Below are 15078 nucleotides of genomic sequence, written 5' to 3'. Positions count from 1 at the left end.
AATGCGCTCCGCAAGGAATATACACCGCCGGGAATAAATAACGAAAGCGCTGGAACATTACCGGCAAGCGGCCCCTCCCCCGGCGAACCGGGGGAGGGGAAGAAAAATCATTGACCGAACATTTCCCTGATCCAGTCCGCCACGCCCTCGCCGTTTTGCTGCGCCGGCTGCGGCTGGCTGGCCTGACACAGCGCCTGCGGATTATCCGTCCATACCGGTAAAACCCGTCCGGCGCTGCTGCCGTTGCAGACGAAATTGCCGCCGGCATCCACCGTCATGGTGGTTATGCCTTCCGGCGGCGTCAGCGTCAGCGGCAGCGGCGTCTGATTTTCCAAATAGCGGCGATAAATGGTCAAAGCGCCGTTCGCGCCGGTCAGCTTCGCCGGCCCGTTGTTGTCACGCCCGACCCAGCTTATCGCCACTTCCTTGCCGTCCACCCCGGCGAACCAGCTGTCGCGCAGGTCGTTGGTGGTGCCGGTCTTCGCGGCCAAATGATAGTTCGGGAACTTGACCGCCAGCGAACGTGAAGTGCCGCGCGCCACCACCTGCTGCATGCCGTAAAGCGTCAGGTAGGCCGCCTGGGCGGGAACCGCGCGCTCGGCCTGCGGGAAACTCTGGAACAACACCGTGCCGTCTTCGGCAATTACCGAACGTAACGAGGACAACGGCGCGCGGTTGCCGCCGCCGGCGATAGTCTGGTATTCCTGCGCCACTTCCATCGGCGTCAGGCTGATCGCCCCCAGCAGCATCGAAGGCAACGGCGAGATCACGTTTTCAGGAACCCCCAGCCGTTTCAGCGTGGCGGTGACCTGATCCAGCCCCACGGCCATCCCCAGGTTCACCGTCGGCACGTTGAGCGAGTTGGCCAGCGCGTCAACCAGCATCACGCGTCCTCGGAACTGGCGATCGTAGTTTTTCGGCTGCCACAGTTGGCCGTTGGGCTGCTTGAGCGACAGCGGCTCATCCGCCAGCCAGGTATTCAGCCGATAGGTATCCGGCTGGCTCAGCGCCGTCAGGTAGGTGGGCGGTTTGGCCAGCGAACCTACCGGACGACGCGCCTGCAAGGCGCGGTTGAACCCGGCGTATTGCGTTTGCGCTCCCCCGACCATGGCGCGAATTTCACCGCTGAAGCGATCGACGATCACCATCGCCGCCTCCAGATCGTTAACGCCGCGCGCGGCCCTTAGCGCCGGGATCCCCTCCTCCACCGCTTTTTCCGCGGCGTCCTGCGAGACCGGATCGAGGGTGGTGAACACCTTCACCCCGGAGAGATCGCTGACTTTATCCCCCAGCCGCTGTTGCAATTCCTGCCGCACCAGTTGCATAAACGCCGGCTGAGGACTGATAACGCCCCCTTTCGGCTGTACGCCCAGCGGACGAGCGCTCAGCATGTTATACAGTTCGACGTCAATCACCTGCTGGTTCTGCAGCAGGCGCAACACCAGATTACGGCGTTCCAGGGTGATTTTAGGATTACGCCACGGGTTATACAGCGATGCGCCTTTCACCATTCCCACCAGCAGCGCCTGCTGATCGAGGCTCAGCTCATTCACCGGACGGCCGAAATAGTAAAGGCTGGCCAGCGGGAAGCCGCGGATCTGATCGCTGCCGCTCTGACCGAGGTACACTTCGTTGAGATACAGTTCCAGAATGCGATCCTTGCTATAGCGATAATCCATGATCAGCGCCATATAAGCTTCGTTGGCTTTACGCCACAGGGAACGCTCATTGGTCAGGAACAGGTTTTTCACCAGCTGTTGCGTCAGCGTACTGCCGCCCTGCACCGCCCGACCGGCGGTGATGTTGGCCAGGAAGGCGCGGCCGATCGAGTACAGGCTGATGCCGTCATGCTCATAGAAATGACGATCTTCCGTGGCGATCAGCGTATCCACCAGCAGATCGGGAAAGCCGGTACGCGGCACAAACAGGCGCTGCTCGCCGTTGGGCGACTGCATCATGGTGATCAGTTTCGGATCGAGACGAAAGAAGCCGAAATTGCGCTGGTTATCCAGATTCTGGATCTGCGCCAGACGATCGTTATTGAACGTCAGGCGGGCGCGGATCTGCCCCTCTTTACCATCGGGAAAATCAAACGGGCGGCGCAGTATTTCAATGCTGTTGCCACGCACGCTGAATTCACCGGGGCGGGTAATGCGGGTAACCTGACGATACTGCATCCCTTCCAGCAGGCCGACCATCTCTTTGTGGTTATAGGCCATCCCCGGTTCAAGATTGACCATGCGGCCGTACACCGCGGCCGGGAGTTGCCACACTTTTCCTTCAATGCGGCTGCGGATCTGGCTGTCCAGATAGACGCCATAGATCGCCAGCAATACGGCAAACACCAGAAACAGCTTGATGAAGAGCCCCAGCCAACTCCGTCGTTTATTCCGCGATTTGCGCGTCATCCCGCCCTCGTCATCATAGCCATCGTCGTCATAATCGTCCTGATAATCGTCATAATCGTCTTCATAATCATCATCATAGTCGTCATCCCTGCGGCGCCGAACTGCCTGCTTGCGCGCAGGTTTCCGTCCCGACGCTTTTCCTTTGCGTCCGATAGGTTCGCGGTCATCCCGAGACATTACTGTTGCTTCTCCGTCTGGTTATTAACGGCCACCCGCTGTTCGCTCAAGCCGCCTACTCTGTTTCCACCGCCCTTTGCAAGGAAGCGGAAACGTCTGAAATTAGTGATTCTGATATTTTCGGGTGCGCCGGGTCGGGAGCGCATTCGCCGGATCGTCCGGCCAGAGGTGCTTGGGATAGCGCCCTTTCATCTCTTTTTGCACCTCCGGGTACGCCCCCTGCCAGAATGCGGCCAGATCGCGCGTAATCTGCAACGGCCGCTGCGCCGGCGATAACAGCTCCAGCACCAGCGCGACGCGTCCTTCCGCCAGCAGCGGGCTTTGCCGCTCGCCAAACATTTCCTGCATCCGCACCGCCAGCACCGGCGGCTTATCCTCATAATAGGCGATGGGCAGCCGGCTGCCGCCCGGCGCGGTGTAATGGGTGGGCAGCGCGCTGTCCAGCCGCTGGCGCAGAGGCCAGTCCAGCAAACGCGTTAACGCCTCGCCGAGGTTAATCTGGCGCAGTGCCCGCAGGTCGCGCACACCCGACAGGGACGGCAGCAGCCACCGCTCCAGCGTCGCCAGCAGGGTGTCGTCATCCACCGGCGGCCAGTTCACTTCCGGCAGCCACTGGCGGGCGCACTGCAGCCGGGCGCGCAGCTGCAACGCCGCCGCATCCCAGTTCAGGCCGGACAATCCCTGCTCGCGCAGCCAGGCCAGCAAGGCCTGCTGTAGCTCCTCGTCAGAGGGCTTGCTTAACGGCCGCTGCCGCAGCGTCAGACAACCTATCTGATGGCGTTTGCTGGCGCGCAGCGTACCTTTTTCTTCGTCCCACTGCACCCGGTTATGTTCGCCGACCAGACCGGGCAACTGCTGTTCCAGACGCGCGATATCCAGCGGCAGTGCCAGCAGGATGCGCGCATCCGCATTATGGCTGTTGTGCAATAAAGTGGGAACCAGCAGCCACTCCGTGCCGGACAACGCCTCGTCCGGCGACATCATCGCCCCGCTGCCGTTCGCCAGCTGATAGCGGCCGTCCTGAGCGCGCCGCCGGGCGATGCGATCGGCGAAGCCCTGCGCCAGCAGCCAGGCGGCCCAACCCGCATCAATACGGCCCGGCTCCGCCGACAAACGGCGCGTAAGCTGTCGCGAGCGCCGCAGCCAGTGCGGCTGAGGACGGTGCAGCCAGTCGAGCAGATTGAGCGAACCGCCGCGCGGCGGCTCTTCCAGCATCGCCGCCAGGCAGCCCGCCGTCGCCAGCGCATCGTTGCCCTGCTGCTCCGCGGCCGTCAGCATCGCCGCCAGCCGCGGATCGCACCCCAGCGAGGCCATTTTTCGCCCGGCGGGCGTCAGCCGGTCATCCCGGTCGGCGATCCCCAGTTGACGCAGCAGCTGACGCGCCGTCTGCAGCGCGGGCGGCGGCGGCGCATCCAGCCAGACCAACTGGTCGGCGGCGCGGCATCCCCATTGCAGCAGATCCAGCCACAGGCTGCCGAGATCGCCGTTAAGTATCTCGGCATCGCTTTGCGCGGCGGCGCGCTGCGCCTGTTCACGGGAACACAGGTGCCAGCAGATGCCGGCGCTCAGCCTGCCGGCGCGTCCGGCGCGCTGCACCATCGATGCCTGGCTGATGCGCTGGGTGATCAGTCTGGTTAAACCGCTTTTGACGTCAAAGCGCGCGACCCGTTCCAGCCCGCAATCCACCACCAGCCGGATCCCTTCAATGGTCAGACTGGTTTCGGCGATATTGGTCGACAGCACCACCTTGCGGCGCCCGTTCGGCGCCGGCAGAATCGCTTTCTGCTGCTCCTCCAGGGTCAGCGCGCCATATAAAGGGCACAGATCCACGTCGTCCGTCACACTGCCCGCCAGCAAGGCCTGCACCCGTTTGATTTCCGCCACGCCGGGCAAAAACAGCAGCAGCGATCCTCGCTGTTCGGTCAGTAGCCGTCTGACCTGACGGGCCACGCCCTCTTCCAACCGTTCGTGACCATTTAACGGATAATAGTGGCGTTCCACCGGATAACTGCGCCCTTCAGAGACCACTACCGCCGCATCAGGAAGCAGCGCCGCCAGCCGGGCGTTATCCAGCGTGGCGGACATGATCAGCAGCTTTAAATCGTCACGCAGACCCTGCTGCACATCCAGCAGCAGCGCCAGCGCCAGATCGGCCTGCAGGCTGCGCTCGTGAAACTCATCCAGAATCACCAGCGCCACGCCGTTCAGCTCGGCATCCTGTTGCAGCCGTCGCGTCAGCATCCCTTCGGTGACCACTTCCAGGCGGGTAGCGGCGCTGACGCGGCTTTCCGCGCGCATCCGATAGCCCACCGTTTGCCCCGGCTCCTCGCCCAACTGCTGCGCCAGACGCCAGGCGACGCTCTTCGCCGCCAGCCGCCGCGGCTCCAGCATGATTATCTTGCCGTCCAGATTGCCCTGACGGAGCAGTTGCAACGGCAGCCAGGTCGATTTCCCCGCCCCGGTCGGCGCATGCAATAAAACCTGAGGCGAGGCGTGCAGCGCGTTTATCACTTCATTAAGCACGGCACTGACGGGCGGTAAAATCACAGAAATCTCCATAACGGTTAACTTTCAGCGGCAGGCATTGTAGCATCGGATGGAATCAGAACTTAAGAGATCGACATGCACCCTACCCGCCGCCTGTTTTTTGCCTTATCGCTACCGGAAGATACCCGGCAGGAGATTATCCGCTGGCGCGCCGCACGCTTCGCGCCGGAGGCCGGTCGCCCGGTCGCCGCCGCCAGTCACCATCTGACGCTGGCCTTTCTTGGTGAGGTCAGCGAACCCAAAGAGCAGGTTCTGCGCGCGCTGGCGGGACGCATCCGCCAGCCGGAATTTACCGTGACGCTGAACGACGCGGGCCAGTGGATAAGTTCCGGCGCGGTGTGGATGGGGTGCCGGCAGGCGCCGCGCGGGTTATTGCAGTTGGCTGATTTATTGCGCTCACAGGCGGCCCGTAACGGCTGCTATCAGAGCGCGCAACCTTTCCACCCCCATATCACCCTGCTGCGCGGCGCCACCAAAGCCGTTGCTCTGCCGCCCGCCGATTTCAGCTGGGCGCTACCCGTGCGCCATTTTTCACTCTATCAATCGCTGTTTGAAAATGGCAAAACCCGCTATCAGACGCTGGCAAGCTGGCCGCTGACCCAACCAAAATAGGATACGGATGCAATACACGCCCCGCTTACGGCCGGCTCGATTAATTAAACGCTACAAACGTTTTCTGGCCGATGTGGCGACCCCGGAGGGAGAATTACTCACTCTTCATTGCGCCAATACCGGCGCCATGACGGGCTGCGCCACCCCCGGCGATACCGTCTGGTACTCCACCTCCGATAACCCCAAACGCAAATACCCGCACACTTGGGAATTGACCGAGACGCAACAGAATGACTGGATTTGCGTCAACACGCTGCGCGCCAATACGTTATTGCACGAGGCCCTGCTGGAAGATCGGGTAGACGCGTTGGCGGGTTATACCTCTTGCAAAAGCGAAGTGAAGTACGGCGCGGAAAACAGCCGTATCGATCTGCTGTTACAGGCGCCGGACAGGATTAACTGCTATATTGAGGTGAAATCTGTCACATTGTTGCAACATGGATGCGGGTATTTCCCCGATGCGGTAACCCTCAGGGGGCAAAAGCACCTGCGCGAACTGCAACAGGTGGTCGCTAACGGCGAACGGGCAGTGCTGTTTTTCGCCGTACTTCACTCGGGGATCAAACGGGTCTCTCCTGCCCGGCATATCGATCCGCGTTACGTCGAATTATTGACGACCGCACAACGACAGGGGGTTGAAATTCTATGTTATGGCTCCACATTAACCCCTGACAGTATCAAGCTTACGTATCAGTTGCCGTTATTGATTAATGCAGTAAATGATTAAACAAAGTGCCTACGGCCACAACACGCTAACACCTTGTTTATCATCCGATGATAATACGCTGTTCCTCACACTTTATCAGGCCGGTGTCAGGAACCATTGCCAACCCCATCTTCATCTGCTATTTATAGCGGCCTGTTTTTCCCCCTTAGGGGATCGATATACCCAAGGTAATTGGCGTTGCAGCCAGGCTGTGACTTCAAGTAAAAAGGGTATAGTGCGTGTCGTGTTATGTAGGAGAAGCAACATGCAAGAAGGGCAAAACCGTAAGACATCTTCTCTGAGCATTCTCGCAATTGCCGGAGTAGAGCCGTACCAGGAGAAGCCGGGCGAAGAGTATATGAACAACGCTCAGCTGGCTCATTTCAAGCGTATTCTTGAAGCATGGCGCAACCAACTCAGGGATGAAGTGGATCGTACTGTATCGCATATGCGAGATGAAGCTGCCAATTTTCCCGATCCGGTGGATCGTGCGGCTCAAGAGGAAGAGTTCAGCCTCGAACTGCGCAACCGCGATCGCGAACGGAAGCTGATCAAGAAGATCGCCAAAACGCTGCAAAAAATCGAAGATGAAGACTTCGGTTACTGCGAATCCTGCGGCGTGGAGATTGGCATCCGCCGTTTGGAAGCCCGTCCGACGGCCGATCTGTGTATTGACTGCAAAACGCTGGCGGAAATACGCGAAAAGCAGATGGCAGGATAATCGTTAGCCCTAAAGCCTGGCCCCGCGGGTATGCTTTTCGCACCCAGGGCCAGGTTTCGCGGGAGTCCGTCTGAGCGCTCGAAACAGAACGTTCGCCGCTGTTTTATCCTTGCAGCCCGCAAGATAAAAGCTATGACGGCGTTATATTACTTTTATGTGCCAAACAGATTACTACACCGGTCGTTTTGCCCCTTCTCCATCCGGCGACCTGCACTTTGGTTCATTGATTGCCGCTCTCGGCAGTTATCTCCAGGCTCGCGCTCAGCACGGGCGCTGGCTGGTTCGTATTGAAGATCTCGATCCTCCCCGTGAAATCCCCGGCGCGGCCGCCCGCATTCTCTCCCAGTTAGAACATTACGGTCTGTATTGGGACGGCGAAGTCGTCTATCAGTCACAGCGCTACGCGCTTTATCAAGAGGCGCTCCGCTGGCTGGCGCAACGGGGATTAAGCTACCACTGCACCTGTACCCGCCGCCGGATCCAGCAATCAGGCGGGCATTATGACGGCCGCTGCCGGGAGCGCGGCTTACCCGCAAAAAATGCCGCGATACGCCTGCGACAAACCGCGCCGGTATGCCACTTTTACGACGGGCTGCGCGGAGACGTTTTCGCCGATCCGGCATTCGCGGGCGAAGACTTTATTATTCATCGTCGCGACGGGCTTTTCGCCTATAATCTGGCCGTGGTGGTCGACGACCACGCGCAGCGCGTCACGGAGATCGTCCGCGGCGCCGATCTGATAGCGCCTACCGTGCGGCAGATCTCGCTATACCGCCAGTTGGGTTATCAGCAGCCTTCCTATATCCATCTGCCGCTGGTGCTGAATGACAACGGGGATAAACTCTCCAAACAAAACCATGCCCCAGCGCTGCCAAACGGCGACCCGCGCCCGGTATTGATAGCCGCCTTGCGGTTTCTGCATCAACCATTGCCGGAAAGCTGGCAAGATCTGACGCTCCCGGCGCTGCTTGCATGGTCCGTCGCCCATTGGACGCTCTCCCGCATCCCGGTGCAAACGGCAAAAACCGGCCTGAGCTCACATCGGCATTCTCAAACCCGGCCCGGTGAGCTATGATTAGCCGCTATTTTTTTATGACGATTTTATTATTCATCACTATCGAGGTGTATTATCTTTACCCGAGTCGCTAATTTTTGCCGTAAGGTACTGAATCGTGAGAACGAAGTGCTCAAAGCCGAGGAGCCGCGTCAGCATCTGACGGTTATCCCGCGCGACCAGCACAATATTTCACGCCGAGAGATCAGCGAGAACGCGCTGAAAGTACTTTATCGCCTGAACAAAGCGGGCTATGAGGCTTATCTGGTCGGCGGCGGAGTGCGCGACCTGCTGCTGGGCAAAAGGCCTAAGGATTTTGATATCACCACCAGCGCCACGCCGGATCAGGTACGCAAGCTATTCCGCAACTGCCGTCTGGTGGGGCGCCGTTTCCGGCTGGCCCACGTCATGTTCGGGCCGGAAGTGATCGAGGTCGCCACGTTCCGCGGTCACCATGAGCAGCATCAGGAACAGCAGGAAGTCAAGAACTCCGCCCAGCAGGCCCAGAGCGGCATGCTGCTGCGCGACAATATTTTCGGCTCCATTGAAGAAGACGCCCAGCGGCGCGATTTCTCCATCAATAGCCTGTATTACAGCATTGCCGATTTCACCGTACGGGACTATACCGACGGCCTGAACGATCTGCGCCAGGGCGTTATTCGCATGATCGGCGATCCGGAAACCCGTTACCGTGAAGATCCGGTGCGGATGCTGCGCGCCGTGCGCTTCGCCGCCAAGCTGGATATGACCATCAGCCCTGAAACCGCCGAACCGATTCCCCGCCTGGCCGCCCTGCTGCACGATATCCCGGCGGCGCGGATGTTTGAGGAATCGTTGAAGCTGCTGCAGACCGGTTACGGCTACCCGACCTATAAAATGCTGTGCGAATATCAGTTATTCCAACCGCTTTTCCCGTTAATCAGCAATCAATTTACCGAAACCGGCGACAGTACGCTGGAGCGGATGGTGGCGCAGGTGCTGAAAAACACCGATCGGCGTCTGCAAAATGATATGCGGGTTAATCCGGCGTTTCTGTTCTCCGCCATGTTGTGGTATCCGCTGATTGAGCACGCGCAAAAGCTGACTCAGGAAAGCGGCCTGGCCTATTTCGATGCCTTCGCTCTGGCGATGAATGATATTCTGGACGAGCAATGCCGCTCGCTGGCGATCCCCAAACGTATTACTTCGTTAGTGCGCGACATCTGGCTGCTGCAGTTACGCCTGTCGCGCCGTCAGGGCAAACGCGCCTATAAACTGATGGAGCATCCCAAATTCCGCGCCGCCTACGATCTGCTTTGCCTGCGCGCTGAAATCGAAAATCATCAGGAGTTATTACGCCTGGCCCAGTGGTGGGGAGAGTTTCAGGTTGCGCCGCCGCCGCGTCAGCAGGCAATGCTGGGCTCGCTGGACGACGGCCCGACGCCGCACCGCCGTTCCCGCCCGCGGCGCCCACGCAAACCGGCCGCCGCGCGGGAAAAAGCTTGATGACGCGCGTCTATCTGGCCCTGGGCAGTAATCTGACGCAGCCGCTACAACAGATTCACGCCGCCCTGAGCGCGCTGGATAACCTGCCGCAAACCCGGCTGGCGCGCTGTTCCTCTTTCTACCGCAGCCGTCCGTTGGGCCCGCAGGACCAACCCGACTATCTGAACGCCGTGGCGGAGCTGGCGACCGACCTGAGCGCCGAACAACTGCTGGATCATACCCAGGCTATCGAACGGGAACAGGGACGGGTACGCAAGGCGCAGCGCTGGGGGCCGCGCACGCTGGATGTGGATATTCTGCTGTTCGGCGACGAGGTCATCGCCACGCCGCGGCTGACCGTTCCCCACTACGATATGAAAAACCGCGAATTTATGTTGTATCCACTGGCCGAGATCGCCCCGGAACTGATTTTTCCTGACGGCGAGTCCCTCTCTTATCGCCTGCTTAGCGTGAATCGCAATGGATTGATTCTCTGGGATGAAACGCCCGATTCCCGATAGCGCCATGTGTCAAAGTGGAGGCGCGATCGCTATCGCTCTCTGACGGCATCCATTAGAATACTTTTTTTAATCTTTACCCTATTGATTTAGGAATGCTGCCATGAAACCAACGACCCTTTCCCACCTACGCCAATGGAAACAAGAGCAGCGGAAGTTTGCTTCAATTACCGCTTACGACGCCAGCTTTGCCCGTTTATTCTTTGAACAGGGTATCCGGATAATGTTGGTCGGCGACTCGCTGGGAATGACATTGCAAGGACATGACTCCACCCTGCCCGTCACCATCGATGATATGGTTTACCACACCCGCTGCGTGCGCCGCGGCGCGCCTCTGGCCTTGCTGCTCTCCGATATGCCGTTTATGAGCTACGCCACGCCGGAACAGGCGTTCGACCAGGCGGCGGAGCTGATGCGCGCCGGCGCCAATATGGTGAAGCTGGAGGGCGGAAGCTGGCTGGTCCCCACCGTACGGATGCTGACCGAACGCGCCGTGCCCGTTTGCGGGCATTTAGGCCTGACGCCGCAGTCCGTCAATATCTTCGGCGGTTATAAGATCCAGGGCCGGGACGAGGCCGCCGCCAACCAACTGCTTGACGATGCGCGCGCCATAGAGCAGGCCGGCGCGCAGCTGCTGGTGCTGGAGTGCGTGCCGGTGGCGCTGGCGAAGCGCATCACCGACGCGCTCGCCATTCCCGTCATCGGCATCGGCGCGGGCAACGTCACCGACGGACAAATTCTGGTAATGCATGATGCGTTTGGCATCACCGGCGAAAAAACGCCGAAGTTTGCCAGGAACTTTCTGGCGCAGAGCGGCGACATTCGCGCCGCGGCGCGTCTTTACGTCCAGGAAGTCGAACAGGGCATTTATCCGGCCGAAGAACACTCTTTCCATTAAGATCGGCTGCGTTTGTTACGCATTAAGGAGTAATAGGAGTGCTGATTATTGAAACCCCTCTGCTGCTGCGCCGTGAAATCCGCCGCTGGCGCCAGGAGGGGAAACGCATCGCCCTGGTGCCTACCATGGGCAACCTGCACGACGGGCACCTGAAACTGGTTGATGAGGCCAGAGAACGCGCTGACATGGTGGTGGTGAGTATTTTTGTCAACCCGATGCAGTTTGAACGGCCGGATGATTTGGCCAGCTACCCGCGCACCTTGCAGGAGGACTGCGAGAAGCTGACCCGCCGCGGCGTCGATCTGGTTTTCGCGCCCGGTGCGGAGGTGATCTACCCGAACGGGCTGGAAGAGCAGACTTTCGTCGAGGTTCCCGGTCTTTCCGCTATTTTGGAAGGCGCCAGCCGTCCCGGTCATTTTCGGGGCGTCGCCACCATCGTCAGCAAACTGTTTAACCTGGTGCAACCCGATGTGGCCTGCTTTGGCGAAAAAGATTATCAGCAGTTGGCGCTGATCCGCCGGCTGGTGAGCGATATGGGCTATGACATCAGCATTATAGGCATGCCGACGGTGCGCGCCAAAGACGGGCTGGCCCTCAGCTCGCGCAACGGCCGCCTCAGCGCCGAGCAGCGCCAGATCGCCCCGCGCTTGAACCAGATCATGGCGACCGTGGCGCAAAAAATGGCGGCCGGCGATCGCCGGATAGATGCCTTGCTCGCCCAGGCGGAAACGGCGCTGCAACAGGCAGGTTTTACCCCTGACGAGCTGTTTATCCGCGATGCTGATACACTGCAGCCACTGACGCCGGCCAGCACCCGCGCGGTGGTTTTAATGGCCGCCTGGCTGGGTAAAGCGCGATTAATTGATAATCAGCAGGTCGATCTGACCGTATAAACCCAATAGATTTCGAGTTGCATCAAGGCGGCGACTGAACGAATCCCCAGGAGCTTACGCCAGTAAGTGACTGGGGTGAGAGAAGGAAGCCAACACAGATGCAGCTTGAAAGATGAAGGGTATAAGTCGAGGTGATGAACAATGATACGTAACATGCTGCAAGGCAAACTGCATCGGGTAAAGGTAACCCAGGCTGATTTGCACTACGAAGGCTCTTGCGCCATCGATCAGGATTTTATGGATGCGGCGGGCATACTGGAATACGAAGCCATCGATATCTACAACGTGGATAACGGCCAGCGGTTCTCAACCTATGCCATTGCCGGAGAACGCGGTTCGCGGATTATTTCGGTAAACGGCGCCGCCGCGCGCTGCGCCTGCGTCGGCGACAAGCTGATCATTTGTTCTTATGTGCAGATGTCCGACGAGCAGGCGCGGGAACATCACCCCAGGGTGGCCTACTTCTCCGGCGACAACCAGCTACAGCGCCAGGCCAAGGCGATACCGGTACAGGTGGCGTGATATGACAAGGCGGTGGCGACACCGCCTTTGCTTTACATCCGCGGCTCAGCTGCGCAGTCCGCGCCCGCGTTCAATCAGCCACCATGCCAACAGGTAAAACACCGCGATAAAGGCGAGCAGCACCGCCATGGTAAAGGCCAGCGGCACGTCCTGGATCCCCAGAAAACCGTAGCGAAAACCGCTGATCATATAAACCACCGGATTCAGCTTCGATACCGCCTGCCAGAACGGCGGCAGCAGCGTCAGCGAATAGAATACCCCGCCGAGATAAGTCAACGGCGTCAGCACAAACGTCGGGATCAGGCTGATATCGTCAAAGCTTTTGGCGAACACCGCGTTCAGCAGCCCCGCCAGCGAGAACAGTACCGCCGTCAGCACCAGCGTCAAGACAATCACCCACCAGGCGTGGATATGCAATGGCACGAAAAACAGCGATACCGCCGTCACCAGTACGCCGACGCAAATGCCGCGCGTCACGCCGCCGCCGACATAACCCGCTATCACCACGTGCGTAGGCACCGGCGCCACCAGCAGCTCTTCGATATTGCGCTGAAACTTGGCGCTGAAGAAGGAAGAGGCCACGTTGGCGTAGGCATTGGTGATCACCGACATCATAATCAGTCCGGGAACGATAAACTGCATGTAATCAAACCCGTGCATCTCTCCGATGCGGGAACCGATCAGATTACCGAAGATAATAAAATAGAGCGTCATGGTGATGACGGGGGGGACCAGCGTCTGGATCCAGATGCGGCCGAAGCGATGCACCTCTTTGTACCAGATACTCTTCAACGCCACCCAATATAACCGCATCATGCTTTCCCTCCGTTGCCGTTCACCAGGGTGACAAACAGCTCTTCCAGCCGGTTGGCTTTATTGCGCATGCTCAATACCTGAACGCCCTGCGCGCTCAACTGGCTGAACACCCCGTTCAGCCCCTGTTCGCGCATAACCTGCACTTCCAGGGTTGAGGTATCCACCAGGCGATACTGATATCCCTCAAGCTTCGGCAACGGACTCTTCGCCGCCAGATCGAAAATAAAGTTTTCCGACTTGAGTTTGGAAAGCAGGTGCTTCATGGAGGTATTTTCCACCAGTTGGCCATGCTGGATAATGCCGATGTTGCGGCACAGCATTTCCGCCTCTTCCAGATAGTGGGTGGTCAGAATGATGGTCGTGCCCTGCGCGTTGAGTTCTTTCAGAAATCCCCACATGGAGCGGCGCAGTTCGATATCCACCCCGGCGGTGGGTTCATCAAGGATCAGTAATTTAGGCTCATGCATCAACGCGCGGGCAATCATCAGACGACGCTTCATTCCACCGGATAACATGCGCGCCCGCTCGTTGCGTTTTCCCCATAAATCCAGCAGCCGCAGATATTTTTCCGCCCTCTGCTGGGCGTCCTGACGTTTTACGCCGTAATAACCCGCCTGATTGACCACAATCTGCAGCACGGTTTCAAACGGATTAAAGTTGAATTCCTGCGGCACCAGCCCCAGTTGACGCTTGGCGTTGACCACATCGCGATCGAGATCGTAACCGAATACCTGAACCTTTCCGGCGGTTTTATTGACCAGTGAGCTGATGATGCCGATGGTGGTGGACTTGCCGGCGCCGTTCGGCCCCAGCAGCGCGTAAAAATCACCCGCTTCAACGCGCAGATCGATGCCACGCAGCGCCTTGACGCCCCCCGGGTAGGTCTTGGTCAGTTGCGCCAGTTCCAGTGCATATGTCATAAAAAATGCGTTGCCCTATTATCAGTAAGTTCTACAGTTTCAATTCCTAAACTATCGTTTTCAAACGACGATTGTTGTCCTATATTACCTCTCACCGCCCCTTGTTTGTTACAGGTCATTTACTTTCATGAAAGAAATCGAAACGCTTATCGCCAATAACCAACGCTGGTCAGAAACCATGGTGGAAGAAGATCCGGGTTATTTTGAACGACTGGCGCAGGCGCAACGCCCCCGTTTTTTATGGATTGGCTGCTCGGACAGCCGCGTGCCGGCGGAGAGCCTCACCAGCCTCGAACCGGGCGAACTGTTCGTGCACCGCAACGTTGCCAATCTGGTGATTCATACCGACCTGAATTGCCTTTCCGTGGTGCAATACGCCGTCGAGGTGCTGGAGGTCGAACATATCATCATTTGCGGCCATTACGGCTGCGGCGGCGTCCAGGCGGCGGTGGAAAACCCCGAACTGGGCTTGATCAACAACTGGCTGCTGCACATCCGCGATCTGTGGTACAAGCATAGTTCGCTGCTGGGAGAATTGCCTCCCGAACAGCGCTTGAATGCCCTGTGCGAAATCAACGTGGTTGAGCAGGTGTATAATCTCGGCCACTCCACCGTCATGCAGTCGGCGTGGAAACGCGGCCAGAAAGTGACCATCCACGGATGGGTTTACGGTATTCAGGATGGACGGCTGCGCAATCTGGAAGTGACCGCCACCAACCGGGAGACGCTGGAACAGCGCTATCGTCGGGCGATGTCCTCCCTGTCCTGACCGATGCCGACGCCCTGACATCGGGCGTCGATTTACCATGGCGTTGCGCGCGC

At 58.9% G+C, this 15078-nt stretch carries 14 protein-coding genes; 10 read left to right on the top strand and 4 right to left on the bottom strand.

Translation table 11 applies throughout. From position 1 onward, the window contains the following. Nucleotides 1–107 precede the first annotated feature (107 nt). Together mrcB and hrpB are read right to left on the bottom strand one after the other, a co-directional pair. Entirely contained in the window at nucleotides 108–2585 is a 2478-nt protein-coding gene (gene mrcB, locus EH206_RS05515; RefSeq protein WP_009111805.1) for a bifunctional glycosyl transferase/transpeptidase, read from the bottom strand. 102 nt (nucleotides 2586–2687) lie between these two features. Further along, entirely contained in the window at nucleotides 2688–5132 is a 2445-nt protein-coding gene (gene hrpB / locus EH206_RS05510; protein WP_009111804.1) for an ATP-dependent helicase HrpB, read from the bottom strand. A gap of 75 nt (nucleotides 5133–5207) precedes the next feature. Between hrpB and thpR the strand changes: the two genes are divergently transcribed. The 9 genes from thpR (at nucleotide 5208) to panD (ending at nucleotide 12520) form a co-directional block, all read left to right on the top strand. Then, nucleotides 5208–5744, top strand: coding sequence for an RNA 2',3'-cyclic phosphodiesterase (thpR, locus tag EH206_RS05505; RefSeq protein ID WP_009111803.1), 537 nt, complete (start codon nucleotides 5208–5210; stop codon nucleotides 5742–5744). Between the two features lie 7 nt (nucleotides 5745–5751). Next, nucleotides 5752–6471, top strand: a complete 720-nt coding sequence (gene sfsA / locus EH206_RS05500) for a DNA/RNA nuclease SfsA (protein WP_009111802.1) — start codon at nucleotides 5752–5754, stop codon at nucleotides 6469–6471. Between the two features lie 244 nt (nucleotides 6472–6715). Next, a complete protein-coding gene (gene dksA, locus EH206_RS05495) occupies nucleotides 6716–7171 on the top strand; it encodes an RNA polymerase-binding protein DksA (RefSeq protein WP_009111801.1) in 456 nt (151 codons plus the stop codon). A 154-nt stretch (nucleotides 7172–7325) separates the two neighbouring features. Further along, nucleotides 7326–8246, top strand: a complete 921-nt coding sequence (gluQRS, locus tag EH206_RS05490) for a tRNA glutamyl-Q(34) synthetase GluQRS (RefSeq protein ID WP_009111800.1) — start codon at nucleotides 7326–7328, stop codon at nucleotides 8244–8246. Nucleotides 8247–8300: 54 nt separating this feature from the next. Further along, nucleotides 8301–9710, top strand: a complete 1410-nt coding sequence (gene pcnB / locus EH206_RS05485; protein ID WP_210729180.1) for a polynucleotide adenylyltransferase PcnB — start codon at nucleotides 8301–8303, stop codon at nucleotides 9708–9710. Beyond that, a complete protein-coding gene (gene folK / locus EH206_RS05480; RefSeq protein WP_009111798.1) occupies nucleotides 9710–10210 on the top strand; it encodes a 2-amino-4-hydroxy-6-hydroxymethyldihydropteridine diphosphokinase in 501 nt (166 codons plus the stop codon). The genes pcnB and folK overlap by 1 nt, the downstream gene beginning before the upstream one ends. A gap of 100 nt (nucleotides 10211–10310) precedes the next feature. After that, entirely contained in the window at nucleotides 10311–11105 is a 795-nt protein-coding gene (gene panB / locus EH206_RS05475; RefSeq protein WP_009111797.1) for a 3-methyl-2-oxobutanoate hydroxymethyltransferase, read from the top strand. Nucleotides 11106–11143: 38 nt separating this feature from the next. After that, complete coding sequence (gene panC / locus EH206_RS05470; protein WP_009111796.1) at nucleotides 11144–11998, top strand: pantoate--beta-alanine ligase; 855 nt, start codon at nucleotides 11144–11146, stop codon at nucleotides 11996–11998. A gap of 141 nt (nucleotides 11999–12139) precedes the next feature. Beyond that, complete coding sequence (gene panD / locus EH206_RS05465) at nucleotides 12140–12520, top strand: aspartate 1-decarboxylase (RefSeq protein WP_009111795.1); 381 nt, start codon at nucleotides 12140–12142, stop codon at nucleotides 12518–12520. A gap of 45 nt (nucleotides 12521–12565) precedes the next feature. Here panD and EH206_RS05460 read toward each other — a convergent pair whose 3' ends face one another. Together EH206_RS05460 and EH206_RS05455 are read right to left on the bottom strand one after the other, a co-directional pair. Further along, nucleotides 12566–13336, bottom strand: coding sequence for an ABC transporter permease (locus tag EH206_RS05460; protein WP_009111794.1), 771 nt, complete (start codon nucleotides 13334–13336; stop codon nucleotides 12566–12568). Beyond that, complete coding sequence (locus EH206_RS05455; RefSeq protein WP_009111793.1) at nucleotides 13333–14256, bottom strand: ABC transporter ATP-binding protein; 924 nt, start codon at nucleotides 14254–14256, stop codon at nucleotides 13333–13335. Before EH206_RS05455 ends, EH206_RS05460 begins: the two co-directional genes overlap by 4 nt. A gap of 127 nt (nucleotides 14257–14383) precedes the next feature. Here EH206_RS05455 and can point away from each other — a divergent pair, with 127 nt between their 5' ends. Further along, nucleotides 14384–15025 (top strand): carbonate dehydratase, encoded by a 642-nt coding sequence (gene can, locus EH206_RS05450; protein WP_009111792.1) that lies wholly within the window; start codon nucleotides 14384–14386, stop codon nucleotides 15023–15025. Nucleotides 15026–15078 lie beyond the last annotated feature (53 nt).

This window comes from Brenneria nigrifluens DSM 30175 = ATCC 13028 (genome assembly GCF_005484965.1).
Taxonomy (GTDB): domain Bacteria; phylum Pseudomonadota; class Gammaproteobacteria; order Enterobacterales; family Enterobacteriaceae; genus Brenneria; species Brenneria nigrifluens.
This window is presented reverse-complemented; position numbering and strand designations above follow the sequence as displayed.